Source organism: Cellulophaga sp., assembly GCF_039943695.1.
Lineage (GTDB): Bacteria > Bacteroidota > Bacteroidia > Flavobacteriales > Flavobacteriaceae > Cellulophaga.
Map to the genome: position 1 here is coordinate 17,981 of NZ_JBDVAA010000129.1, position 26,470 is coordinate 44,450.

Consider the following 26,470-nt stretch of genomic DNA (forward strand, 5'->3'; position numbering starts at 1 on the left):
ATCGAATATTTTTTTGCATAATCGACGAAATACCAATTTTACTTCTAGTTAAAATTTATCGTTTTAAGGTAAAATGACTACTGATATGTTTTGCAGTGACCATATCTCCTGTAGTATTTATATAATTTAGTTTAAACCAATAATCAGACTCAGGCAATAACTTACCTCCATAAGTCCCATTCCAAGAGTCGTTTCCTCGCAACTCTTTTAATAATTTACCATATCTATCAAAAATATGTACTACTGGCTGTTGCAAAGATTCCATTCCAACTATTTGCCAAGTATCGTTAACACCATCACCATTGGGAGTAAAATAATTATCAAAACCCACTACAACAATATCTTCTGTTACAAAACCACATCCGTTTTTATCTATAATAGACACCGTATGTGCACCCGCAGATACATTTGTAAAAACATTACTGTCTTGCACAAGAGAACCATCAATTTGATACTCAAAATCTCCATCAATATCAGTTTCTACAGTTACTTTATTATTCGCATTAAAATCTTCAATTATTATAGTAGAGATTGATGGTGTTTGACCTACAATAACATCTACAGTTACGCTATTAACACAAGTAATACCCATATTGGTATAACTAATATCTAAAACATAGGTTCCTGCTGAAGATACCTGAATAGTAGGTGTTGTTTCTCCACTTTGCCAATTGTAACTATAATTAGTATTTGGATTAGTTTCCCCTATTGTTTCCGAAGTTGCTCCTTCACACAAAAAAACTTCTGTATCTACTGTAGAAATAGGAGTCTCTACAATTGTAAAATTAAACTCCTCAGACACATCAAAACATTTAGAATTTTTTACTGATGTTGTTCTTACATAAACGGTAGTTGCACCAACCGCAGGACTGTATTGCATTGGCAAACTTAAAGCATTATTAAAAGCATCTGAGGGGGTTGCGTGGTAGCTTATAATAAAATCTGATGCAGACTGGCCACCCAGTGCTTCACTATTTTTAGACGTTAAATTAAATGGTAAATCCTCTTGACACAAAGTAACATCTGAAATAGAATTTGTTATTGGTGCTGTAGAAAAAGCAATTTGAACATCACTTATTAAAACATCTGCAGTATTAGAAATCACTTCTACCCTATACATTGCATCTGTAGTTACATCTAAAGTAGCATTTGTTTCACCTAAAATTTCTGTAAACCCTAGACCTACATCCCTGTACCAAGTATATGATGCTGTATTTGGTGTAGTAGCATCTAACCTAACAATATCACCATCACAAACTGCAATTGGCGGCCCCAATAAATTACTAATAATAGAGCAGTCTAATGCTGTATTTGGGTAGTCTATAAATATTTGTCCAGAAAACTGAATAGAAAAACCAGAGTTTAAATTGCTAAAATTGTTAATTAACAAGTAGTATTCTTCACCGGCTTCAACCGTTAACCAATCTTCATATTGCACATTAGTTGCTCCCGTTGGGTCCTCTCCTACTCCCGTAAAAGCATAACCGTCATCATTATCAAAAAAATTACAACGTACAGGATCTCCTAAACTACTACAATCACTTGCTTTATATAATGCAAAATCCCAATCTTCTGTAGTATCAAAACTAATATTAAAACCTAATTCACCAGCTTCTCCAGTTTTAAACCTATACCAAGCAGAGTTAGATTCTATTGCCCCAGACAAAGTACGCTCTAAACAACCAGTTTCTGCTGCGCCACCAAAATCGTCTACTCCATAACCATCTGTACCACCATTAGTTGGCGTATTATTACAAATAGGTATAGCATTACTACAATCTGCAGATACTTGCGCACTAACAGACAGCAATCCTAAAGTAAAGAAAAAAAACGCTATTGCGTAAAACCTTTTCATAGATTGGCAAAAGTTTATAATATGTAAAACTAAACCTTAACAAACTTTAGCACTAATTAATGTTGTCAAACACCTTAAACTATAACATTAAGTGCCATAATATGTATATCTTTGCATTTCTAAAAAATTTTAGGCTGATGAAAATAGAAAGCACTATAGAAGGGTTTGATGAAGAAATGGATAACGACCATTTATCTGCAGCTGAAAACACCCCTTTAAGAGAAGACGCTTTTGATCTTAATGACGACCAAAAGATAGAAAAAATACAAGCCAGTGTTAGAGATATATTAACTACACTAGGAATGGATTTAACAGATGACAGTTTAAATGACACTCCTAAGCGTGTGGCAAAAATGTTTGTTAAAGATATTTTTGGAGGCTTAAATCCTGATAAAAAACCAAAATCTTCTTCATTTGATAACAAGTACAAATACGGAGAAATGTTGGTTGAAAAGAATATTACACTTTACTCTACTTGTGAACACCACTTACTACCAATAGTTGGTATTGCACACGTTGCATACATATCTAAAGGTACGGTTGTTGGTTTATCTAAAATGAACCGTATTGTAGATTACTACGCAAAAAGACCACAAGTACAAGAAAGACTAAACATACAAATTGTTAGAGAATTACAAGAGGTTTTAGGAACAGAAGATGTAGCTTGCGTTATAGATGCAAAACACCTTTGCGTAAACTCTAGAGGTATTAGAGACATACAAAGTAGCACTGTTACTGCAGAATATGGCGGTAAATTTAAAGAACAAGCTACCCGTAAAGAATTTTTAGACTATATAAAGCTAGACACCAACTTTTAAACCCCTTTAGCCATAATGCAACTTTACAAAAATCAGACAATAAAAGTTTACAATTCCCTTTCTGGAAAAAAAGAAGAGTTTAAACCTATAAACGACGGACACATTGGTATGTATGTGTGTGGGCCAACTGTTTACAGTAATGTACACTTAGGCAATTGCCGTACGTTTATGTCTTTTGATATGATTTTTAGGTATTTTAAGCATTTAGGGTATAAAGTACGCTATGTACGTAATATTACAGATGCTGGCCATTTGGTTGATGATGCTGATGAAGGTGAAGATAAAATTGCAAAAAAAGCGCGTTTAGAACAAATAGAACCTATGGAAGTAGTACAACGCTACACCGTAGATTTTCATAACACGCTACAAAAATTTAATTTTTTACCTCCAAGTATAGAGCCTACTGCCACAGGACATATTATAGAGCAAATAGAAATTATTAAGGATATTATTGAAAAAGGATTTGCATACGAGGTTAACGGCTCTGTGTATTTTGATGTTGTTGAGTTTAACAAAACAAACAACTACGGTATTTTAAGCGGCAGAAAACTAGAAGATATGATTGCTAATACTAGAGAATTAGCAGCACAAAGCGATAAGAAAAATCCGCAAGATTTTGCACTTTGGAAAAAAGCAGAACCAGAACATATTATGCGCTGGCCTTCTCCTTGGGGAGATGGTTTTCCTGGTTGGCACTTAGAGTGTACTGCAATGAGTACTAAATATCTAGGTGAAACTTTTGACATTCACGGTGGCGGTATGGATTTAAAATTCCCGCATCATGAATGTGAAATTGCACAAGCACAAGCAAGCAATGGCGCCTCTCCAGTAAATTATTGGTTACACGCAAATATGCTTACATTAAACGGTAAAAAAATGTCTAAATCTACAGACAATAACATTTACCCTAATGAGATTTTTAACGGCGACAACAACATATTAAGCAAGGCATTTTCACCATCTGCCGTTAGGTTTTTTATGATGCAAGCACACTACACAAGTATTTTAGATCTTAGTAATGATGCTTTATTAGCATCTGAAAAAGGATACCTAAAACTAATGGAAGCTATTGCATCTTTAAAAGCAATAGAAACTGGTAATAAAACTGAATTTGACTTAGCAGCTTGGCAACAAAAATGTTATGATGCTATGAATGACGATTTTAATTCACCTATTCTAATTGCTCATTTATTTGAAGCCGTTAAGCACATTAACCTAATAAAAGATGGTAAAAAAACTATTACCAAAGAAGACAAAGAACTATTAGAGAATACTCTTAATGCCTTTGTATTTGATATTTTAGGACTTACTGGTGTTAATGAAGATTCTAACGGAAACTCAGAAAAACTAGAAGAGGTAGTAAACCTGCTAATACAATTACGTAATGATGCACGTAGCAATAAAGATTTTGCATTATCAGATCAAATACGTGACCAATTATTAGCAATGGGTATACAGCTTAAAGACGGTAAAGACGGTACTACTTTTAGTGTATCTTAAAATAAATTAAAATGATAAAAAAAATACTGATAGCACCACTTCTTCTATTAGTAAAAATATATCAAACAGTTATATCTCCTTTAACTCCGGCTAGTTGCAGATACTCTCCTACGTGCTCACAATACACGGTAGAGGCTTTAAAAAAGCATGGTTTATTTAAAGGCGGTTGGTTAGCCACAAAACGTATTTTTAGTTGCCACCCTTGGGGTGGCAGCGGCTACGACCCTGTTCCATAGAACAGCAATAAAATAATAGGATAAAATTAACTTATAATCACAGTTTCTTTTTTAGCCCCTTACTCAAAATACGTATATTAGCCATTCACAAAACGGAAAATAGATGCATTTTTTAAGTATATTATGGAACCCTAACGAAACTTTATTCAGTCTTGGACCAGTACAAATAAAATACTACAATCTACTATGGATTACCTCTTTTGCTTTAGGCTGGGTAATTATAAAAAAGATTTTTACTAACGAGAAAAAACCAATAGAGCAGTTAGATTCTTTATTTTTATACACCGTTATTGCTACAATGTTAGGCGCACGTTTAGGACATGTTTTCTTTTATGACTGGGCTCACTACCAAAACCATTTAATAGAAATATTATTACCAATTAGAGAAAACCCTAGCGGAAGGCTTTTTGGAATAATAACAGGTTATGAGTTTACAGGTTTTGCAGGTCTTGCTAGTCACGGTGCAGCATTGGGTGTAATTATAGGTATGTATTTATACAACAGAAAGTACCCTGATTATAAAATATTATGGTTGCTAGACAGACTAGTTGTTCCTGTTTCCTTAGGAGCTTTTTTTGTTAGACTAGGCAACTTTTTCAATTCTGAAATTAATGGAAAAATCACTGAAAAAGCATTTATTTTTGCGACAAAATTTATAAGAGATTCTGATGATATGCCAGCTTCTAGAGCTATGGCTTTAACAAAAGAAAGAACTGTAAGCGCAGCTTATAAAGCTATAGAAAACAACCCTAAATTTGCTTCAATTTTAGAAAGCATTCCTTTTAGACACCCTGCACAATTGTATGAAGGTGTTTGCTATATTTTTGTTTTCATCATATTATCATACTTCTATTGGAAAACAGATAAAAAGGACAAAGGCGGATTTTTATTTGGCTTATTTTTAATGCTATTATGGACCATCCGTTTCTTTGTAGAGTTTGTAAAGAAAAGTCAAGGTGGATTTGAAGAGTCTTTAGGCACATTATCTACAGGGCAATGGTTAAGTATTCCTTTTATACTAATAGGCGCATATTTTGTATTTAGACCTAAAAAAGCTTAAAATGAAAACATTAAAGAATTATTCTTTTTTATTAATTGCTATTATTTCTTTAGCATCAAGCTGTAAAGAAAACAAAACAGAAGTTATACAAACTCCTGAACCTGCTTTTACAAAAGAAGGTACTTTAACAATTACAAAGAGTACAGATAACACTAAAGCGTTAACTTTAGATATAGAAATTGCCGAAACAGATTACGAAACGCAAACTGGTTTAATGGAAAGAACTAGTATGAAAGAAAAACAAGGAATGTTATTTATTTTCCCTGATTCTAGAGTACATTCTTTTTATATGAAAAATACTAAAATAGCTTTAGATATTATTTATATTGATGAAAACTTACGTATTGCCAGTTTTCAAGAAAACGCAAAGCCATTAGACGAAACTGGCTTATCTAGTAAAGTACCTGTAATGTATGTTTTAGAAATTAATGCAGGATTATCTGAAAAATATCTGTTAGAAGTAGGCGACAAAATAGATTTTACTAAACTATAATTACAATGAAGTATCTTCTAAATGGCGAATCTTCTGAAAGATTATTATTTAGAAAATTAGTGCAATCTGACTTTAAAGATTGGTTGCCTTTTCATCAAGATCCAAGATCTTCAGAGTTTTGGGATGGCATTCCACAAGATGCCAATACAGCTTGCAAACAACAATTTAACAGAGCTTTTGAGCGCTACCAGTTTAATCTTGGTGGTATGAATGCGCTTATTTGTAAAAAAACAAATAAATTCATTGGCTTGTGTGGCTTACTGGTACAAACAGTAGACGATAAAGATGAATTAGAAATTGGCTACTCTATTCTTCCTAAATATTGGAAAAAAGGATACGCTACGGAAGCAGCTATAAAATGCAAAGAATATGCTTTTTCTAATAACTTTGCAGATTCTTTAATATCTATTATTCATATAGATAATATCCCCTCACAAAAGGTAGCCATAGCAAACGGAATGCACTTAAGCAAAACTACCAGCTACAGCAACAACCCAGTAGACATATACAGAGTATATAAATAAATTACAACTAATGCCACAGCATTACACCATTTTTACAAGCAACACATCTAATACAAAAGTATTTATTACATCTTTATTTAAAGGAAGCCATAATGCTGAATTTAACTTTTTAAAAGAAAAAAAGGTTGCTTTATTCTCTAAATCAGAAATACATAAATTTATTAGGGAAGAAGAAATTCACGATATAAAAACTATAACAAACAACACCTCTCAACATTTAAAAACAATGTCTAGTGGTGAGCAAAAAAAAGCATTACTTAACTACATTTTATCCCAAAAGCCCGATTATATTATTTTAAACAATCCTTATGATAATTTAGATGCAGCTTATCAAAAAACATTAAAAGATTTACTAATTAACATAGCTAAAGAAACCAGCTTAATTTTAACAATAAGCAGAATTGAAGATATGCTACCCATTGAGTCTAGCATATATAAATTACAAGAGAGTAATTTAAAAGCGTTTTCGTCATTAGAGACATATGTAACATCATTAAGTAATGAGCACACATTAAAACAACTTAAAATACTTAACAACACTAACGTTATTAACCACAAAAGCAAAGAACTTATTAGCTTTAAAAATGTTTCTGTTTCTTTTGAAGAGAAGCAAGTATTACAAAATATAAATTGGCAAATTAACAAAGGAGATTTTTGGCAGCTTATAGGTAAAAATGGAAGTGGAAAAACTACACTCCTATCTATGATAACCGGCGAGAACAGTAAAGGGTACGGACAAGAGTTGTATTTATTTGGACAAAAAAAAGGAACAGGAGAAAGTATTTGGGATATAAAAAAGAAGATTGGATACTTTACACCATCAATAGTAGACAGTTTTAAAGGAAACCACACGGTTAAAAATATGATTATTGGAGGTTTTACAGATGCTATTGGTCTTTACACAAAACCAACCGAAACTCAAATACAAATTGCTGAACAATGGTTAAGCATAGCGCAACTATTAGATTCAAAAAATAAATTATTTAATGAGATTACTGTGGGACAGCAACACTTAGTAATGCTATTAAGAGCTATGGTAAAACAGCCATTAGTATTAATTTTAGACGAACCAACAACTGGCTTAGACGATAAAAGTGCTTCATTATTTGTGAATCTTGTAAACCATATTGCCAGCAAAAAACAAACAGCAGTAATATTTGTATCTCACAGAAAAGAAAAAAATCTAGAACCCAGAGCTATATTGGAGTTACAAATTACACCAAAAGGTTCTACAGGAAATATTTTAAAATAAAAAAGCTGCTTACAAATTGTAAGCAGCTTTTTTTATCTTTTACAGATTAAGAATTATTCTTTGTCTTCTACAACAACATCTTCTTTACCTGATTGTATTCTTTTCTTTAAAGTATCAAACATAACTGGTGTTGCAATAAATAAAGATGAGTACGTACCTACAATAACACCTATTATCATAGCAAACATAAACCCTCTTAAAGATTCACCACCAAAAATAAAGATAGCAAGTAATACTACTAAAGTTGTTAAAGAAGTATTTAACGTTCTACTTAATGTACTGTTTAATGCTAAACCTACATTATCACCAGAACTCCATCCTCTTTCTCTTACTATTTCTCTAATACGGTCAAAAACAACAACGGTATCATTTAAAGAGTAACCAATTACTGTTAATATTGCCGCAATAAATGCTTGATCTATCTCCATATTAAATGGCATCACCTTACCTAATAAAGAGAACACACCTAATACTACTAATACATCATGGAATACCGCTACAACAGCTCCTAAAGAGAATTGCCACTTACGGAAACGGAATAAGATATATAAGAAAACTACAAATAACGATCCTAAAATTGCCCAAACAGCATTTTTCTTAATATCATCTGCAATAGTTGGTCCTACTTTTTTAGATTTTAATATACCTATAGACACATCATCTGTACCACCATTATTAAACTCCTCTAGAGTTAAACCACTTGGCAATAAGTTTTGTAATGATGTAAATAATTTTTCTTGAATTTCTTCATCAACAGCTATATCCTCTGCGTCTACTTTGTATGAAGTAGTTATCATTATCTGATTATCCTCACCAAAAGTTTTAACATTAGTACCACTACCAAATACTTCACTTAAGTTTGAAGAAATTTCAGCTGTATTCACATTCTGATCAAAACGAACCTGGTAAGTTCTACCTCCAACAAAATCTACACCTTGCTGCAAACCATTAGTTGTTAAAGAAAATAATGCTACAATAATTAATAATCCAGAAATGATATAAGCAATCTTTCTTTTCTTAAGGAAATCTATACTTAAGTTCTTGAAAAGGTTTCTTGTTAATCCTGTACAGAATTCTAAAACTTTTCCTTTACTACCTGTATAACCTTCAACAAATAATCTAGTTACAAATATTGCTGTAAATAAAGATGTTGCAATACCTATTAATAAAGTAGTAGCAAAACCTTTAATTGGTCCAGAACCAAATATAAATAAGATAATAGCTGTTAGACCAGTTGTAATGTTTGCATCTAAAATAGAAGACAATGCATTACTAAAACCATCAGATATAGCTAAAGCCTGACCTTTACCTTTTGCCAACTCTTCTTTTATACGCTCAAAGATAAGTACGTTTGCATCAACAGACATACCTATTGTTAATACAATACCAGCAATACCAGGTAATGTTAATACAGCACCTAAACTTACAAGCACACCAAATATTAATAAGATGTTTAATAACAATGCAATATCTGCAGCTACACCGGCTTTACCGTAATAGAAAACCATCCAAACTAATACCAATGCCATTGCAATTAAGAAAGACATTAAACCACTATTAATAGACTCATGTCCTAATGATGGCCCAACAACTTCTGACTGAATAATATCTGCTCTAGCAGGTAACTTACCAGCTCTTAGAACATTTGCAATATCTTTTGTTTCTGTAATTGTAAAATCTCCAGAGATTTCTGTACTACCACCAGATATACCACCTACAACAGAACAACCTGGAGCAGTATAAACTCTATTATCTAAAACTACAGCAATACCAGTTTGGTTTAAGTTAACCTCACTTGTAAATTTTTGCCATTGTTTAGCCCCTTTAACGTTCATATCCATACCAACTGCTGGTCTGTTAAACTGGTCAAACTGAGCACGTGCAGCACTAACTACATCTCCACTCATTTTAGGAGCATTATCTCTATTACCTTTTAATGCATATAAGCCAACAACCTCAGAACCCTTAGAAGGACGTTCCCAAGCAAATTTAACGTGCTGTATAGCATTTGGTATTAATCTTTTAATTTCTGGCATACTAAGGTACTCATTAACCTTAGCCGTATCTTTTATGGCAAATTCTGCAATAACAAAACCTGCACTAGGAATTCCTTTTATTAAATCTCCTAAAGGATTTATTTGTGTAGCCACATCTAAAGAATCCTGAGTAACATCTGATAATAAAGAATCTATTTCAGATTCTGGTTTAGACTCAGTATCTTCTGCAGTAGCCGTTTTTGTATCTACTAAAGATCTTAACTTTTCATTAGCTGCATTTATAAATTGCATAACGTTAGGATCGTTTTTAGGATACGTTTCCCAAAACTCTAACTGTGCAGTACTAGAAAGTAACTCTTGTGCTCTTGCTTTATCTTTTGCCCCTGGTAATTCTACCAAAATACGACCAGATGTACCTTCTCTTTGTATGTTTGGTTGTGTAACACCAAAACCATCTATACGTTCTCTTAATACTTCAAAAGCAGATTCTACAGACTCATCAATTTTTTTACGAATGATAGATTTCACTTCTTCATCAGAAGCTTCCATAGATTTTATTTCTTCACTTAATGATTTTGTAAAGAAAATATCAGGAGAAGCATATTTTAAATCACCCTTATTAGCATCAAAAGCTTCAAAAAATAAATCTACATATGTTTTATCACTGCTTTTAGAAGCCTCATCAGCATCTTCTAAAGATTTAAGAAAAACAGGGTTTTTAGTATTATTTGCTAAACCAGATAAGATATCTTTTATCTTAATTTGAAGCGTTACATTAATACCACCCTTAAGGTCAAGCCCCTTGTTTAATTCTTTCTTTTTAGCTTCTTCATAGCTAGTATAACCAAATACAGATTCGCCTCCAATAGAGTCTAAATATCTAGTTTCCAATGCTTCTCTTTTGCTTGCAAAATCATTTTCTGATTCAGAAATTTTGCTAGCTGCATAAGTTGCTGCTTCATTTTCAATCTTACTACTTATAAAAGTATAGGATAATTGATAGATACTTACGATCCCAAATAAAAAAGCAAACAGCTTTATAAGTCCTTTATTATACATTAGTTTTTGTTTATTATTGGTAATTTTATATAGCGTGCAAATATATCATTTAAGATAAGAATTGCCAATATATTTACAATATTATATAAAATAAGGGTGTACAAATAAATTTGTCACCCTTATTCTAATCAATTTCTTATAAATATTATAATTCTAAAAGTGCGTTAGTTTTAGAAACTCCTGCTGCACTTTCTTGCATTTTTGCTTTTTCAGCATCACTAAGTTCAATCTCTACTATTTTCTCTATACCGTTTTTACCTAAAATAACTGGCACACCAATGCAAAGATCATTTAAACCGTACTCACCCTCTAACAAAGTAGAACATGGGAACATTTTCTTTTGATCACAAGCAATAGCCTGTACCAAACCAGAAACTGCTGCACCTGGAGCATACCAAGCACTTGTTCCTAACAACTTAGTTAATGTAGCACCACCAACTTTGGTATCTGCAGCAACTTGCTCTAATCTTTCTTCAGATAAAAACTCAGAAACCTTTACACTGTTTCTAGTAGCGTGCGCTGTTAATGGAACCATTCCTGTATCACTATGACCACCAATAACCATACCGTCTACATCAGAAATAGGAGCTTCTAAAGCCTCTGCTAATCTGTATTTAAAACGTGCACTATCTAAAGCACCACCCATACCAATAATTCTGTTTTTAGGCAATCCTGTAGTTTTATGTACTAAATATGTCATTGTATCCATTGGGTTACTAACAACAATTATAATTACCTCTGGAGAGTGCTTAATTAAGTTTTCTGAAACTGTTTTTACAATACCAGCATTAATACCAATCAATTCTTCTCTCGTCATTCCTGGTTTACGAGGAATACCAGATGTTATAACAGCAATATTAGAACCTGCAGTTTTAGAGTAATCATTAGTAGAACCAACAATTTTAGTATCAAAACCATTTAAAGATGCTGTTTGCATTAAGTCCATTGCTTTACCTTCTGCATATCCTTCTTTAATATCTAACACAACAACTTCTGATGCAAAATTTTTAATTGCAATGTATTCTGCACAACTAGCGCCTACTGCACCTGCACCTACTACCGTTACTTTCATAAGTATATATTTATTTAATTTTTAATGATTTGTTTACTGACCGTAAAAATAAAGAATTTTAACATTATAAATAAGGTATACAGCAACTTTAATATTCTTTTATAGGTATTAAAATGATTAAAACTTAGTTTAATGTTAAAGAAAGATGTATTTAAACGAAAAACCACAAAAAAAGGTGCTATACATCGATAATAATGAAATACACAACAAAATACTGCGTTAGAACAATATCCAAATTAATAAAAATACCTACTTATGAAAAAACCCCTACATTTTTTCATAGCGACTTTTGTGTACATTACAATATTTAGTTGCTCTGAAATTCCCGAAAACAACGATCCTATTCTTGGAATATGGGCTAAAACAACAACATCAGAATCTGGCGTAGATTCTAAACAAGAATGGATTTTTAACGATGCATACAAAGGAAGGTTTCATAGTTACACTAATGATAACGTGGCTTTTTTAACTGATTTTAGATGGGTAATAGAGGGCGACACCTACACTATTACGTATCCAGAGACTGATATGCCAAGTGACCAAGTAAAGATTAAAACAACAGAAGCAGCCAATAGCACAGAAAGAACCTCTGAAAATGCTTCTGCTACCGTTATATTAGAAGAAACAAACGGAGAAACTTTGGCCTTTAGAGAATAAAGCATAATAAAGTTTTTCTACCCAAAAAAGCCCTAGAAACTAATCTAGGGCTTTTTTATTCTTTTTAATATTATTACTTACTATCTAAAACCAAAATTAACACCAAAAGACAAGTTGTTATACTTTGCCATAGAGTAATCTGCGTGTATTCTAAAAAATCCTAACTTTAGCTTTGCACCAATGTTACCTGTAACACCACTAGCATCTGATTTTATAGAAAAAGGATCTGTATAGGTATCTCCTATAAATGGACCAGACTGAACCCTGTAAGTACCTAACACATCTACAGTAGATTTACCCGTTAAGTATCCTAAACCGCCATAAAAGTTAATTATTGGCATTTTAGTAGACACAACTGCCTGAAAAACCCAGGTATTCATTTTCATATCTAATCGTTGGTTTTCACCTGCAATTACACCTTGGTCTGTAAAATCATACATACCTGTTAAATGCGTATACCCAATAACACCAGATATTGCAACAGGTAATATTTTATCTGCTGGTAAGAGCTTAGTAAAATCGTGCTGCAGACCAACACCAAACATACCTACTTCTACATCATCAGTCTTTATTTTTGGTAAAAACCTAGCTTTTATTTCTGTTCCTTTTATTAAACCTACACTGGCTTGTATAAATGCAGACGGTACAAAGTTTATATTTTCTGATGCTAAACCAGATGGAAGTTCAAATTCTTCTCTAAATAATCCGTTTTCATCTTCAACAAAAACATTTATACCTTCTATATCTCCTAAACCTGAAGAAACTTCTTTGGAAATACTACCATCTACAAATTGCAAATTTTCATAATCCTCTGTATTTAATATAAATGATTTTTTATCACTTGGAGACTGCGCCATATTACCAATAATAGAAATCTCAAAACCTCCTAAAGGTTTTGCGTCTGCAGTATTATACCATCCTCCAGAGATACTATAAAGCATACCTTCGGACACAGGTGATAAATAATCATTAATAAACTTATTTGCATCATCTACACCTGCAGCAAAAACTTCATTTGCGCTAGATTGGGCAGATGTGTAAGCACTTAACGCCAAGAAAATAACTAAACTAAACTTTTTCATAGAATTGTTTTTTTTATAAAACTAAAAAACTCGCACCAATGGTGCGAGTTTTTGTTGTATAAACTTACTTTATTATGCATCAATGTTTGCATAAACGGCATTTTTCTCTATAAACTCTCTTCTAGGAGGTACTTCATCTCCCATTAACATTGAGAATACACGGTCTGATTCTGAAGCACTTTCAATAGTAATTTGTCTTAATGTTCTAAAATCTGGATTCATTGTAGTATCCCACAATTGCTCCGCATTCATCTCCCCAAGACCTTTATACCTTTGTATACCTACGCTACCATTAAAGCTATCAGCAATTTCATCTCGTTCTTTGTCTGACCAAGCATACCTTTTCTTTGTTCCTTTTTTAACTAAGTATAATGGAGGTGTTGCTATATAAATATGCCCTGCCTCTATTAATTCTCTCATAAAACGGAAGAAAAAAGTAAGAATTAAAGTTTCAATATGACTACCATCTACATCGGCATCACACATAATAACTACTTTATGGTATCTTAATTTTTCTAAGTTTAGTGCTTTACTATCTTCCTCTGTACCAATAGTAACACCTAGAGCTGTATATATATTTTTAATTTCTTCGTTTTCAAAAACCTTATGTTGCATTGCTTTTTCAACATTTAAGATTTTACCACGAAGCGGTAATATTGCCTGAAAATTTCTGTCTCTACCTTGCTTGGCAGTACCACCCGCCGAATCTCCCTCTACAAGGAACACTTCGCATTTTGTAGCATCTTGCTCAGAACAATCTGATAATTTTCCAGGTAAGCCACCTATACTCATTACCGTTTTACGCTGTACCATTTCACGAGCCTTAGTAGCTGCATGACGTGCTTGCGCAGCCAAAATAACTTTCTGTACAATTACTTTAGCATCATCCGGATTTTCTTCTAAATAATTAGTCAACATTTCTGATACCGCCTGACTTACTGCAGAAGATACTTCTCTGTTTCCTAATTTAGTTTTTGTTTGCCCTTCAAACTGTGGTTCTGCTACCTTTACAGATACAATTGCAGTTAAACCCTCTCTAAAATCATCACCTTGAATTTCAAACTTTAACTTCTCTAACATTCCTGAAGCATCTGCATACTTCTTTAAGGTAGATGTTAAACCTCTTCTAAAACCAGAAAGGTGTGTACCACCTTCATGTGTGTTAATGTTATTTACGTAAGAGTGAAGATTTTCTGAATACGATGTGTTATACACCATAGCAACCTCTACAGGAATACCATTTTTTTCACCTTCCATAGAAACAACTTCACGAATAAGTTGCTCTCTGTTACCATCTAAGAATTTTATAAATTCTTTAAGACCTTCTTCAGAAAAGAAAACTTCTGATAAAAACTCTCCTTTTTCATCGGTAACTCTTTTATCTGTAATTGTTATAGTTACACCTTTGTTAAGGTAAGCTAACTCTCGCATTCTACTAGAAAGCGTTTCATAGCTATACTCAGTAGTTTGCGTAAAAATAGTATCATCAGGATAAAAAGTAACTATTGTACCAGTTTCATCTGTATCACCTATACTTTTTACAGGATACAAAGCTTTACCTTTAGAATACTCTTGTTCCCATATTTTACCTTCTCTAAAAACAGTTGCTTTTAGATGGTTAGATAATGCGTTAACACAAGATACACCTACCCCGTGCAAACCACCAGATACTTTATATGAATCTTTATCAAACTTACCACCTGCACCAATTTTAGTCATTACAACCTGTAATGCAGAAACACCTTCTTTTTTATGAAGACCTACTGGTATACCCCTACCATTATCTTTGGTAGTGATAGAACCATCTTCATTTATTGTTACACTAATAGTATCACAATGACCACCCATTGCCTCATCAATAGAGTTATCTACTACCTCGTAAACTAAGTGGTGCAAACCTCTAACACCAACGTCACCAATATACATTGAAGGACGCATACGTACGTGCTCCATACCCTCTAGGGCCTGAATACTGTCAGCTGAATAATTATTCTTTTTTGCTTCTTCGCTCATTATATATATATTATTGTGCTTAATTTCATCATAAAAAATACAACCTAACAAATATAAAATATTGAGTTCTTAATTTTAAACGGTTTTAAGACTGTTTTAAAATAGTTATTAACATTTTCTTTGCAACAGAGAACACTGCTTAAACACGCTTAAATTGATTTTTAAGATGTATTTGATATAAAACTCAGATTTTACAAATTATAAAATAAAATAAAATGCTCTTAAAAGGCTTTAAACGAAAAGGAGCACCAATACATTGGTGCTCCAAAAAGACTAATTATAATTAAAACCCTAGAATAGGCTATAATTCAAGTTATATTTTACTTTTTAATATGCTTCATCATGTACGTTAGCTATTGCTCTACCAGAAGGGTCGTTCATATTTTTAAACGCTTCATCCCATTCTAAAGCTGTTGCTGTACTACAAGCTACACTTGCCTCTTGCGGTACACTTAATGCTGCTGCATCACTAGGAAAATGTCCTTCAAAAATAGTTCTATAATAATACTCTTCTTTGTTTAATGGTGTATTAATAGGAAAACGAAATGCTGCATTTTCAATTTGCTCATCTGTTATTTCTTTCTCAACCAATTCTTTTAAAGTATCAATCCAGCTATATCCTACACCATCAGAAAACTGTTCTTTTTGTCTCCACGCTACGCTTTCTGGTATCATATCTTCAAACGCCTTACGAACTACCCATTTCTCCATACGTTCCCCGTTAATCATTTTATCTTTAGGGTTAATACGCATAGCAACATCCATAAATTCTTTATCTAAAAATGGTACACGACCTTCAATTCCCCAAGCAGCTAAACTTTTATTAGCCCTTAAACAATCGTACATATGTAACTTATCTAATTTACGTACAGTCTCTTCATGAAACTCTTTTGCATTTGGCGCCTTATGAAAATACAAATAACCACCAAATAGCTCGTCTGCGCCTTCACCAGACAATACCATTTTTATACCCATAGACTTAATAACACGTGCCATTAAGTACATTGGTGTAGAAGAACGAATGGTAGTAATATCATACGTTTCTATGTTATAAATAACATCTTTAATAGCATCTAAACCTTCTTGAATTGTAAATTTAATTTCATGATGTACAGTACCAATATGATCTGCTACTTTTTTTGCAGCAGCCAAATCTGGTGATCCTTCTAATCCAACAGAAAAAGAGTGTAGTTGTGGATACCAAGCATCTGCTGTATCACCACTTTCTATACGTTTTTGTGCATATTTTTTTGCAACAGCAGAAGTTACAGAAGAATCTAAACCACCAGACAATAATACTCCGTATGGTACATCAGACATTAACTGTCTGTGAACCGCTGCTTCTAAAGCTTCTTTTACTTCTTGTATGCTAGTTTCGTTTTCTTTAACAGCATCATACTCCATCCAATCACGAGAGTACCATTTTTTTAACTCACCATCTTTACTATGTAAGTAATGACCAGGAGGAAATAATTCTATTTTTGTACAAGTACCTTCCAATGCTTTTAATTCTGATGCAACGTAGAACGTACCGTTTTTATCCCAACCCATATACAAAGGAATAATTCCCATATGGTCACGAGCAACAAAATATTCATCTTTATCGGCATCATAAATAGTGAAACCAAAAATACCATTTAACTCATCTAAAAAATCCACTCCCTTTTCTTGATACAAAGCCAAAATAACCTCGCAATCAGATTCTGTCTGAAAATCATATGTACCTTTAAACTGCTTACGTAATTCTCTGTGATTATATATTTCTCCATTGGCAGCTAATATTAATTTACCATTAGGACTTAATAATGGTTGTTTACCAGAAGCCGGATCTACAATTGCCAAACGCTCGTGTGCTAAAATAGCTTTATCGTCTGCGTATATACCACTCCAGTCTGGACCTCTATGTCTAATTTTTTTAGACATCTCTAACAACTGAGGTCTTAAAGCCTCAGTGCTTTCCTTTACATCAAATGCACAAACTATTCCACACATATTATTAATCTTTATATCAATTTGATTACAAAGATGAATTAAAGGTTTCAATTTAAAAACACATACGCTTATATTGATTTCAATTTGAAACATTTTAAACTATATTACAAGTTATTTAATACGAAGAAAGAGTATTGCAATAAAAAAAACAATCATTTTGTAAGTTGGCATAATTTTAGCGACCATATAATTCATTACTGCGAAAATGTCGCTAAATTTGAAAAACACAAAAAACAAACATTTATGAAAAGATTAATTGCATTATCAGCACTTGTATTAACTATGGTATTTACTACTAACGCAACTGCTCAAAAATTTCCTGGCTTAGATAAAAGTCCGGCCGACATTGCCTCTCAACCATCTAGCTACAAAATTTCAAAAAAGAACATACGTGTTGTTTATAGTCGCCCTCAATTAAAAGGAAGATTAGTAAAAGATTTGGCTCCTGCAGGAAAAGTATGGAGAACTGGCGCTAATGAGGCTGCAGAAGTTACTTTTTACGCAGATACAAAATTTGGCGGTAAAACAGTAAAAGCTGGTACTTACTCTTTATTCTCTGTACCTGGAGAAAAAGAATGGACTGTAATTTTAAATAAAAACTTAAACCAATGGGGTGCTTACTCTTATGAGAAAGATGCTGACGTTATTAGAGTTACAGGTAATGTATCTAAAAGTAAAGACGCTATAGAAGCTTTTTCTATTACTTTTACAGATACTGATATGGTAATGGGCTGGGGAACTACTATAGTTTCTGTACCTTTTTCTATTTAATTAGCAGTACACTTTAAATATAAAAACCCGAAGCTACATATAGCTTCGGGTTTATTTTTGGGCTTTTAAGTTTTTCTATAACTATTTTACTTGCTTACCTCCTATAAAAACTTGTTCTGCTGTTATGGTTGGAATATTAGAAGCTTCAACCTCCATAATATTATCACTTAAAATTACAAAATCTGCTTTTTTACCTGGCTCAATACTTCCTTTTTCATTTTCTTCAAAATTAGAATAAGCAGCCCAAATTGTCATCCCTTTTAATGTCTCTTCTCTAGACAAAGCGTTTTCCATTTGAAAACCACCTTCTGGATAGTTTTTAGTGTCTTTTCTGGCTACAGCTGCATAAAACGTTAAAAACGGACTTACACGTTCTACCGGGAAATCTGTTCCTAAAGCAACAACACCAGCTATATCTAATAATTTTTTAAATGCATAAGCACCTTTTACACGCTCTTCTCCCAGCCTGTCTTTTGCCCAGTACATATCACTAGTTGCATGCGTTGGCTGCACAGATGGTATAATTCCTAGTTTAAAATAATCAAAATCTTTTGGCGCAATAACCTGTGCGTGTTCTACTTTCCAACGTCTGTCTTTTGTATTTTTTAATGCCGATTTATAAGCTCGTAAAACCGCTACATTAGCAGAATCTCCAATAGCATGCGTATTCATTTGGTAGTCGGTTTTTGCAATTCTTTTAGCAAGACTATTTATTTTTTCTACAGGAGTTACCATAGCACCATAATGATTGTGCTTGTCCGAGTACTCTTCTTTTAAAGCCGCACCTCTAGAACCTAGTGCACCGTCTCCGTACACTTTTACAGAACGAACATTTAATCCGTCTGTTTTTACAATTCCTTTAGTTAAGTAATAATCTAAATTTTCTTTGTTTGCACTTATCATAGCATAAACACGGATATCCATTTCTCCGTTTTGCTGCAAGCTATCTATAATTTCTATAGTTTGCTTATCTAAACCTGCATCATTAACCGTTGTTAACCCATAATCTACACATATTTTTTCTGCATCTTTTAATGCTTGTGCTTGAGTTGCTATACTTGGTTTGGGCAAAACATCATCTATTAAAACCATTGGATTATCTACCAAAACACCTGTAAGTTCATTATTAACCTTTACAATTTCACCTCCACTAATTTTAGTGTCCTTTGTAATTTTAGCAAGGTCTAATGCATATTGATTTACAATGTATGCGTGGCCATCTACACGCTCCAAAACAACAGGAATTGAAGGAAAAAGAGAATCTAAAGCCTCTTTTGTTGGAAACTCTTTTACTTCCCAATCATTTTGGTCCCAACCTCTACCTCTTATAAATGTTTTGGTATTAGTTTTTTGAAAAGCAGAAACACGTTTTACCACCTCATCAAAACTTTTGGTATCAATTAAATCTACCACTTGCTGGTTCATCCCTAATCCAAAAAAATGACAATGCGCGTCTATTAAACCCGGAGTAATTGTTTTACCACCGGCGTCTATTGTTTTGTCTGATGCATACTTTTCTGCAATTTCTTCTGCAGTACCAACAGCTACAAATAAATCATCTTTTACAGCAAAAGCTTGTGCTTTTGCAAACGTAGAATCTACCGTATAAACATTTGCATTGGTAACAATATAGTCTACCTTTTCTTTTTTAGGATTACAAGCCGCAATTACCAGCAGTAATACAAGTGTTAATTTTTTCATTAGTTTTTGAGTTTTTTCAAAAATAACGAAATAATAAGATTTAAAATAAATTAATAAAAACGAACACCATAAGTATGGCATTATTTGCTTAACATACCAAGAATATATGTAGTACCAGAATCATAACCTGTACCAAAGAAAAGTTCATCTCTTGTTATAATTGATTCTACAAACAAGTATTTCCTTATTTTACACGTAAGCAAATCATCTTTTAACTCTTGCATTGCTTTTAAGGCAAGTAGATTTAACAGTCCGTTAAACACCAAAACTTTATACTTTTCACTTAGTTTGTGCTTTTCTATAAACACATCTAATTCCTCAAAATTGCTTAGTAACAAGTAGCGCCTTTTTGGTAGATATTTTGTATCAGAATTCCAATCTAAATCTTCATCTGGTTTATTTTTAGAACCTGCTATGTAAATTGTAGTTTTAATTTTTCCATTATCAAATTGTGGAAATGATAAATCAGCAAGTCCAAAATAGATTGATTTAATGTCTTTAGGTATAGATTCTCTTTTTAAAACCTCTACCAACCAATCTTTAAACTCTAAATATAGCTTGTGTTCATCTATATTTAAAATTGGGAAATTACGCCGCAATAAAACTTTTTTAATTTGATTGTAACCAAATTGAATATCTAAGGACTGCTCTATTTGCTTTTCAAATAGAGCATCTATAAGTTTCCAGTTTAATGCTTTGCTTAAATTATTATACAACATTTAATTAATCTCTATTAAATCTCCATATAATTTTAATTACTATTAAAACTACACCTAAAACCCACCACATACTTTCTTTAGAATCCTCTTTTACATATGTAGATACCTTATCTTTTGCTGCTATTTTTTCAGCTTCATTGGCATCTAACACAAAAGTATTACAAGTGTCTTCAAAAGTTGGTTTTCTACCAGTTAAAGAACAATTTATTCCTGTATTGGGATCAAATTTTCTTTTTTCACATTTTTTACACAGTACTAATTGTTCTGATAAATTCATTATAAAGTTTTAAATGGTTCATTAATTATTTATGAATCATTTACATAAAGTGAAACTTAATAACGTTTAAATATGTGTTTTTATTACCAGTTAAATTTATAAGTTGCCCCTGCAAGTACTTGGAAGCCCTGAACTGGATAATTTGCCCAACGTTGGTAGTTGTTATTTGCTATGTTTGCTGTTTTTACAAAAAGTGATAATTTCTCATCTAAACGGTAACCCACGTGCGCATTAGCATCAAAATAACTATCTAAAGTTACTACTGTAGACACAAAATCTTGTGGTTGTGTACCAGTTGCCGCAACAGAACCTAAATCTTCTCTTTCACCTACAAAGAATAAGTTAGCTCCCATAAACCATTTTTCATTAATTTGATAATCCAAAAATAAAGATCCCTTTACTTTTGGTAAGTTCCAAGCAGGATTGTCTGTTTCTGTTGTGTAGCTAAAAACCTCAGCATTTATACCTAAAGCAAAGTTTCTGTTTACATCTACATTTAACTCTCCAAAGAATGAAAATGTTTTTATATCATCATAAAAAATATCAAATGTATTCCCTAAATGATAATCTTTATCTTCATCTGCTCTAAAAGCATTTTCTGGATTTAACTTATATAAAGCTCTATTATTTTCTGCCGTATAAGATGCCTTTACATTGTAACCTAAATTAGTTAACAATTGCCCTTTTAAACCTGCATAGGCATTGTACTGACTATCGGTTGGTAAAATTGTAAGTGTTGGAGATACAAATGGATTCTCATCTACAAAATCGTGATAAGAATTTTGATGTAAATCTCCCTCTATACCGCCATATGCAATTGCTGTTTCTCCAGACAATCTGTATGAAGCTGTTACTGCAGGGTAAATATACAAGTTACTATCGCTAGCCTCTGTATCTAAACCATATACTACATTAGCTCCTAAATTTAAAGTAAGGTCATCTCTTAATATTACCAAGCTAGGGTTTACACCAAACTGTACCTGACCAAATTTAATTTCGCCAGTATTATCTGTGTTATTTAAACTAGCATTTTTAAATTTACCACCAAGGTAATCTAGTTTTACATTAAAGTTAATTAACTCATTAGAAATTGGCACTTCTACAGCTGCGTTAATAACCGCTCTATTTTCTCCGGATTCTGTTGCATCCCAAAAACGTCTTAACAATACATCACCACCTTTAATTAGGTAATCTTCCATCTTAAGCTCACCTCCAAGTTCTGCATCAAAATAATGTTGTTTTTCATCTATAAGACTTTCTGGTATTGTACCTAAAGCATCTTCTGTAACACCATACCAACTGTATAACTTATGTTGTAAAGCTAAATTGGCATTCCATTCTAAATCTCTTTCTCTTCTTGTATAAATACCTTTTACTTTAGTATCGTAAAAAACATTATCTACAGGAGCTTCTTCTATATCTCCACGAGAAGAATGATGGTTTAACCCTACATCTAAAGTTTCGTTTCTGTTAATAGGTCTGCTTGTATAAAAATCTACCAAAGCATTGTTGTAATTTCCCAAACCTAAAGAAGCATAAGAATTAAATAACTCCTCTGGTTTTTTCTTTTTTACAGCAGTGGCTTTACCCTTTGCTGGTGTAAATGTAGAAGCTACAGGCACAGAAAAAATACTATAATTAATTGGCTTTTTCTTTAATTCTACCGCCCCATTAATAACAGGTGTAGATTTTAGTTTAAAAGCATCTGCAATAGTTGGCTTGTATGCTTTTACTACCGTTACAGTCTCTGTTCCTAAATCTTTTTCTTCTTTATCCTTGTCTTTATCTTGTGCAAAGGCAATTGGTGCCAATCCTAAAAATAAAGTTATAGTTATATAGATATACTTTTGCATAGTGTGTTCTTAATATTAGTTACCTTTTTTTTAGTTGCCATCTGGACTTATAGACGAGTTGCTATGTGCTTCCTTGGTTTTAATAAGTCGCTGTTCTGTTTGTGCCTCTGCAACTATGTCTGGGTAACTGCTAAAGTTTTTTATAATATTTTCTAAAATATAATTTGCTTGGTAAGCGTCTCCCAATGCATCGTAATTTTTAGCCATAACTAACAAGCCTTTTCCTGCCCATTCTTTATATCCTGAAAAATCTTTAACCAATGTTTGCACTGCTGCAGAAGAAGCCTCATAATCTTGCTCCTTGTTTTTAAAGTATGCATTGTAATACCAAGCCTCTGCACCTCTTTCTCCTGTTGCTATTTTTTGTACCGTAGCATATGCTTCTTTTGCTTTAACCTCATCGTTGGTTTTAATAGCAGAACGTGCTATCATAATATGAGCATCACTTTTAATACGGTTATCTATGCTCTCTGTAGCTAACACTTTTTCTGCATAAGCAATAGTTTTGCTATAGTTCTTTTGATTGTAATAACCTTTCATTAAGTTAGACTGTGCAAAGGTTACATTTTGTTTAATATTTGCTGTTTGCTCTAGTTTCTTTAAGTAAGGAAAAGCATCTGTGTATTTATTATCTCCTATATAAATTTCACATACACGCGCTATTGCCTGCTCTGTAAATTCTGCAGCTCCTTGGTCTGCAACGTATTTATAATGTGGTAATGCATTTGCTTTTTGCCCTTTGCCAAAATACAATTGCGCTAGTTTAAAGTTTGCGTCTAAAATATGAGAACCGTTAGGAAATTCTTTAATGTAATTCTCATAACCTCTAATAGCCGCATCTGTTTTATTTTCTATAAATTGTTTTTCAGCAGAATCATAGGTAGCATTATCTAATTCGGAATCTGTAACTTCTACAAAATCTAAATCTCTAACCCAGTTTGCATACTCATCTACCCTACCAAGATCTACATAAACTAGTTTTGCTGTTGCTACAGCTTGTATTGCCTCTTGTGTTTTGGCGTGGTCACGCACAACTGTTTTAAATTTAGCTAAGGCTTTTTCATTTCTACTTGCGTTATAGTGCACTAAACCTTGGCGTAGTAATGCTCTTGGCACTAAACTACTTCCTTTATAGTCGCTAATTAATTTATTATATGCTTGTAAACCTAAATCTTCCTTACCTAATTTAATGTATGTGTTTCCTAACTCATACAAAGCATCATCCTTTAAAGTAGATTTGTTATACTTTGTTACAAAGCTTTTTAGTTCACTAATTTTAGTATCACTCTTACCAACAAAACCATAACTTAGAGCTCTTTGGTAAGCTGCATAATCTTTTTGTCCGCCTCTGTTTTTTAAAGCGATATTATACGTTTCAATAGCTGGCCAATACTTACTAGTTACAAAGTAGCAATCTCCCAAACGCAAATAAGCATCGTTTAACTTAGCCTCGTCTTCTGGTTTACTATCTGTATATTTTTTATAGTATGATGTTGCATTTACGTAATCATTCAGCTTAAAATAAGTATACGCTAAATTATAATCTAACTCCTTATTTTCTTCTGTAGAAACAGACATTGGATTTTGCTGAAAAGCCACAAACGATACCAAGGCATCATCAAACTTATTTACTAAATAAAGTGATTCTGCTTTCCAGAAATTTGCTCTGGCTTTAAATTTTGGTTCTTCGGCATTATCTAAAGACAAATTAAACGCATCTAAAGCTTTATTGTAATCTTGCTCTAAAAACAATTCTACGCCTCTGTAAAAAGCAACCTTTTGGTACGTTTCTTTACTAGCATAATTTTTATTCTTCTCTAACAACTCCAAAGCACCTTTGTAATTTTTAGATGTAATGTAAGAATCTACTAAAAGCTCTTGAATTTCTTTAGCGTGCTCACTATCTGGGTAGTTTTCTAAATATTTAGTTAGTACTGCTGGCACAGGCTCGTATGCATTACCAATTTCATAACTAAGTCTGGCATAGATTAAATAAGCATCTTTTTTAATTTGCTCAGAATAATCCATCTGAGATGCATTTTTAAATGCATTTAAAGCTTCTTGTTTTTTATCTAGTTTTAAATAACATTCTGCTAAATGGTAATATGCGTTTTGAGACACACTGTTATCTCCATCTATAATATTATTAAACTGGTCTATACCATTTGCGTAATCTCCTTGCTTATAGTAACTGTAACCAAGCAAATAATAATCTGTATTACTCCATTTACCACGTTTACCTTTGTATTCTGTTAAGTAAGGTATAGCATTATTGTACTGTTTTAGGTTAAAGTAACTTTCACCTATTATTTTATTTAATTCTGATACCTCATTCCTATCTGCTTTTGGCAACTGTTCTTTGGCAAGTGCTATAGCTTTTTCAAAATTACCAAGCTTAAAATTCATATCTGCTTGGTAGTATGATAATTTTTCTTTTAACTCGTCCTGATCTGTAATCTGGTCAAAACGCTCATTTGCCTCTTGGTAATTATCTTGCTCATAAGCAATATAACCTAAGTAATATTTTGCCTGAGAACCGTAGGTTGCCGAGTTGGTAACACGATTTAAATAACGTTCTGCGTCTTTGTATTTTTTAGATGAAAAAAGAGCGTACCCATTGTTAAACTCAAATCGTTCTTTGTCTTTCCTAGACATAGAAGATTGGTCTACTTTTGCATACCATTTTAAAGCGTGCGGATACTTACCCGTTTCAAAATAATAATCTGCCACATCTAAATAAGCCGTATTTCTTTTGGTAGACGTTGGGTAGTCTGCCACAAACTTCTCCATAAGTTTATCTGCACCAAGCTGATTAAGACGAATTGCAGCCGTAGCAATGTAGTAATGACTATTGGCTTTTGTCTCGTAATCATTGGTGCTTTTTGCCACTTCTTTAAAAACGGCTTGTGACGCTTGGTACTGCTTGTCGTTGTACAAAGACAGTGCTTTTACGTAATCTTTATTCTTGTGTGTGTAAATTTCTGTTTTTTGCGAATATCCATAGATAGACATCCCCATAAAACATAGGAGTATTGCAATTTTTTTCATTTTCATATAGACAAGGTCTTATAGTGATATACCTTTGTTAAATTATATAACGTTTAAAATGGCTAAAAGTATATTAAAACTAAGAAAAATATTTTTTACCAAAGCGCATTACTTTTACCCTTAAACTTATTACTTTTATATCAACAATAATACCAGTAAATTTATTTACCTCAAAATTTATGCAAGACACTATTTTAGAACTTAAAGACGTTTCCGTTTTTCAAAAAGACAGCCTTGTGCTTAATAATATCTCTTTGGAGATAAAAAAGGGCGAGTTTGTTTACCTTATAGGAAAAACAGGAAGCGGAAAAAGTAGTTTTATGAAAACCCTTTATGGTGACTTAGCATTAAAAGAAGGTAGTGGCACTATTGTAGATATAGATTTAAAAACAATGCAAGAAAAAGACATTCCGTTTTTACGCCGTAAACTTGGTATTGTTTTTCAGGATTTTAAATTATTACCAGACCGTACTATAAACAACAATTTACTT

21 protein-coding genes are annotated in these 26,470 nt (G+C 32.7%); 10 read left to right on the top strand and 11 right to left on the bottom strand.

The features are described 5' to 3' along the window. Positions 1 to 55 precede the first annotated feature (55 nt). Positions 56 to 1,855, bottom strand: a complete 1,800-nt coding sequence (locus ABJD66_RS09110) for a T9SS type B sorting domain-containing protein (protein WP_348130666.1) — start codon at positions 1,853 to 1,855, stop codon at positions 56 to 58. Positions 1,856 to 1,992: 137 nt separating this feature from the next. Between ABJD66_RS09110 and folE the strand changes: the two genes are divergently transcribed. The 7 genes from folE to ABJD66_RS09145 all read left to right on the top strand — a co-directional run bounded on the left by folE (position 1,993) and on the right by ABJD66_RS09145 (position 7,738). Next, entirely contained in the window at positions 1,993 to 2,673 is a 681-nt protein-coding gene (folE, locus tag ABJD66_RS09115) for a GTP cyclohydrolase I FolE (protein WP_100896582.1), read from the top strand. 15 nt (positions 2,674 to 2,688) lie between these two features. Next, on the top strand, positions 2,689 to 4,173 hold the full coding sequence (gene cysS, locus ABJD66_RS09120; RefSeq protein ID WP_348130669.1) for a cysteine--tRNA ligase: 1,485 nt from the start codon (positions 2,689 to 2,691) through the stop codon (positions 4,171 to 4,173). 11 nt (positions 4,174 to 4,184) lie between these two features. Next, positions 4,185 to 4,409: a membrane protein insertion efficiency factor YidD gene (gene yidD / locus ABJD66_RS09125; RefSeq protein ID WP_100896584.1), complete on the top strand. Its 225-nt coding sequence runs from the start codon at positions 4,185 to 4,187 to the stop codon at positions 4,407 to 4,409. A 103-nt stretch (positions 4,410 to 4,512) separates the two neighbouring features. After that, positions 4,513 to 5,469, top strand: coding sequence for a prolipoprotein diacylglyceryl transferase (gene lgt / locus ABJD66_RS09130; RefSeq protein ID WP_348130674.1), 957 nt, complete (start codon positions 4,513 to 4,515; stop codon positions 5,467 to 5,469). A gap of 1 nt (position 5,470) precedes the next feature. Then, positions 5,471 to 5,962 (top strand): DUF192 domain-containing protein, encoded by a 492-nt coding sequence (locus ABJD66_RS09135; protein WP_303541259.1) that lies wholly within the window; start codon positions 5,471 to 5,473, stop codon positions 5,960 to 5,962. A 5-nt stretch (positions 5,963 to 5,967) separates the two neighbouring features. After that, positions 5,968 to 6,486: a GNAT family N-acetyltransferase gene (locus ABJD66_RS09140; RefSeq protein WP_100896587.1), complete on the top strand. Its 519-nt coding sequence runs from the start codon at positions 5,968 to 5,970 to the stop codon at positions 6,484 to 6,486. A 10-nt stretch (positions 6,487 to 6,496) separates the two neighbouring features. Continuing rightward, entirely contained in the window at positions 6,497 to 7,738 is a 1,242-nt protein-coding gene (locus tag ABJD66_RS09145; protein WP_348130679.1) for an ATP-binding cassette domain-containing protein, read from the top strand. Positions 7,739 to 7,791: 53 nt separating this feature from the next. Here the strand turns inward: ABJD66_RS09145 and secDF are convergent, their stop codons facing one another. Further along, the gene (secDF, locus tag ABJD66_RS09150) at positions 7,792 to 10,794 is read right to left on the bottom strand and encodes a protein translocase subunit SecDF (RefSeq protein ID WP_303541251.1); all 3,003 of its coding nucleotides are present in this window, start codon (positions 10,792 to 10,794) and stop codon (positions 7,792 to 7,794) included. Positions 10,795 to 10,939: 145 nt separating this feature from the next. After that, positions 10,940 to 11,866: a malate dehydrogenase gene (locus ABJD66_RS09155; protein ID WP_100896590.1), complete on the bottom strand. Its 927-nt coding sequence runs from the start codon at positions 11,864 to 11,866 to the stop codon at positions 10,940 to 10,942. Between the two features lie 255 nt (positions 11,867 to 12,121). Here ABJD66_RS09155 and ABJD66_RS09160 point away from each other — a divergent pair, with 255 nt between their 5' ends. Next, a complete protein-coding gene (locus ABJD66_RS09160; protein WP_198519452.1) occupies positions 12,122 to 12,523 on the top strand; it encodes a hypothetical protein in 402 nt (133 codons plus the stop codon). A gap of 80 nt (positions 12,524 to 12,603) precedes the next feature. Here the strand turns inward: ABJD66_RS09160 and ABJD66_RS09165 are convergent, their stop codons facing one another. From ABJD66_RS09165 to asnB, 3 genes are all read right to left on the bottom strand, one after another. After that, on the bottom strand, positions 12,604 to 13,605 hold the full coding sequence (locus ABJD66_RS09165; protein WP_348130684.1) for a DUF6588 family protein: 1,002 nt from the start codon (positions 13,603 to 13,605) through the stop codon (positions 12,604 to 12,606). 72 nt (positions 13,606 to 13,677) lie between these two features. Continuing rightward, positions 13,678 to 15,618, bottom strand: coding sequence for a DNA topoisomerase (ATP-hydrolyzing) subunit B (gene gyrB / locus ABJD66_RS09170; RefSeq protein ID WP_100896592.1), 1,941 nt, complete (start codon positions 15,616 to 15,618; stop codon positions 13,678 to 13,680). A 327-nt stretch (positions 15,619 to 15,945) separates the two neighbouring features. After that, positions 15,946 to 17,610, bottom strand: a complete 1,665-nt coding sequence (gene asnB / locus ABJD66_RS09175) for an asparagine synthase B (RefSeq protein ID WP_348130688.1) — start codon at positions 17,608 to 17,610, stop codon at positions 15,946 to 15,948. A gap of 243 nt (positions 17,611 to 17,853) precedes the next feature. Between asnB and ABJD66_RS09180 the strand changes: the two genes are divergently transcribed. Next, the gene (locus tag ABJD66_RS09180) at positions 17,854 to 18,381 is read left to right on the top strand and encodes a DUF2911 domain-containing protein (protein WP_303541239.1); all 528 of its coding nucleotides are present in this window, start codon (positions 17,854 to 17,856) and stop codon (positions 18,379 to 18,381) included. An 81-nt stretch (positions 18,382 to 18,462) separates the two neighbouring features. Here the strand turns inward: ABJD66_RS09180 and ABJD66_RS09185 are convergent, their stop codons facing one another. From ABJD66_RS09185 to ABJD66_RS09205, 5 genes are all read right to left on the bottom strand, one after another. Then, positions 18,463 to 20,082: an amidohydrolase gene (locus tag ABJD66_RS09185; protein ID WP_348130691.1), complete on the bottom strand. Its 1,620-nt coding sequence runs from the start codon at positions 20,080 to 20,082 to the stop codon at positions 18,463 to 18,465. An 80-nt stretch (positions 20,083 to 20,162) separates the two neighbouring features. Further along, entirely contained in the window at positions 20,163 to 20,801 is a 639-nt protein-coding gene (locus ABJD66_RS09190; RefSeq protein WP_100896596.1) for a hypothetical protein, read from the bottom strand. Positions 20,802 to 20,805: 4 nt separating this feature from the next. Continuing rightward, positions 20,806 to 21,078: a hypothetical protein gene (locus tag ABJD66_RS09195; RefSeq protein WP_348130694.1), complete on the bottom strand. Its 273-nt coding sequence runs from the start codon at positions 21,076 to 21,078 to the stop codon at positions 20,806 to 20,808. Positions 21,079 to 21,161: 83 nt separating this feature from the next. Next, the gene (locus tag ABJD66_RS09200; protein ID WP_348130697.1) at positions 21,162 to 22,931 is read right to left on the bottom strand and encodes a TonB-dependent receptor; all 1,770 of its coding nucleotides are present in this window, start codon (positions 22,929 to 22,931) and stop codon (positions 21,162 to 21,164) included. Positions 22,932 to 22,961: 30 nt separating this feature from the next. Continuing rightward, positions 22,962 to 25,985, bottom strand: coding sequence for a tetratricopeptide repeat protein (locus ABJD66_RS09205; protein WP_348130700.1), 3,024 nt, complete (start codon positions 25,983 to 25,985; stop codon positions 22,962 to 22,964). A gap of 173 nt (positions 25,986 to 26,158) precedes the next feature. On the opposite strand from ABJD66_RS09205, the gene ABJD66_RS09210 reads away from it, so the two are divergent. After that, a partial coding sequence (locus ABJD66_RS09210) for an ATP-binding cassette domain-containing protein (protein WP_348130703.1) occupies positions 26,159 to 26,470 on the top strand: 312 nt, incomplete at its 3' end.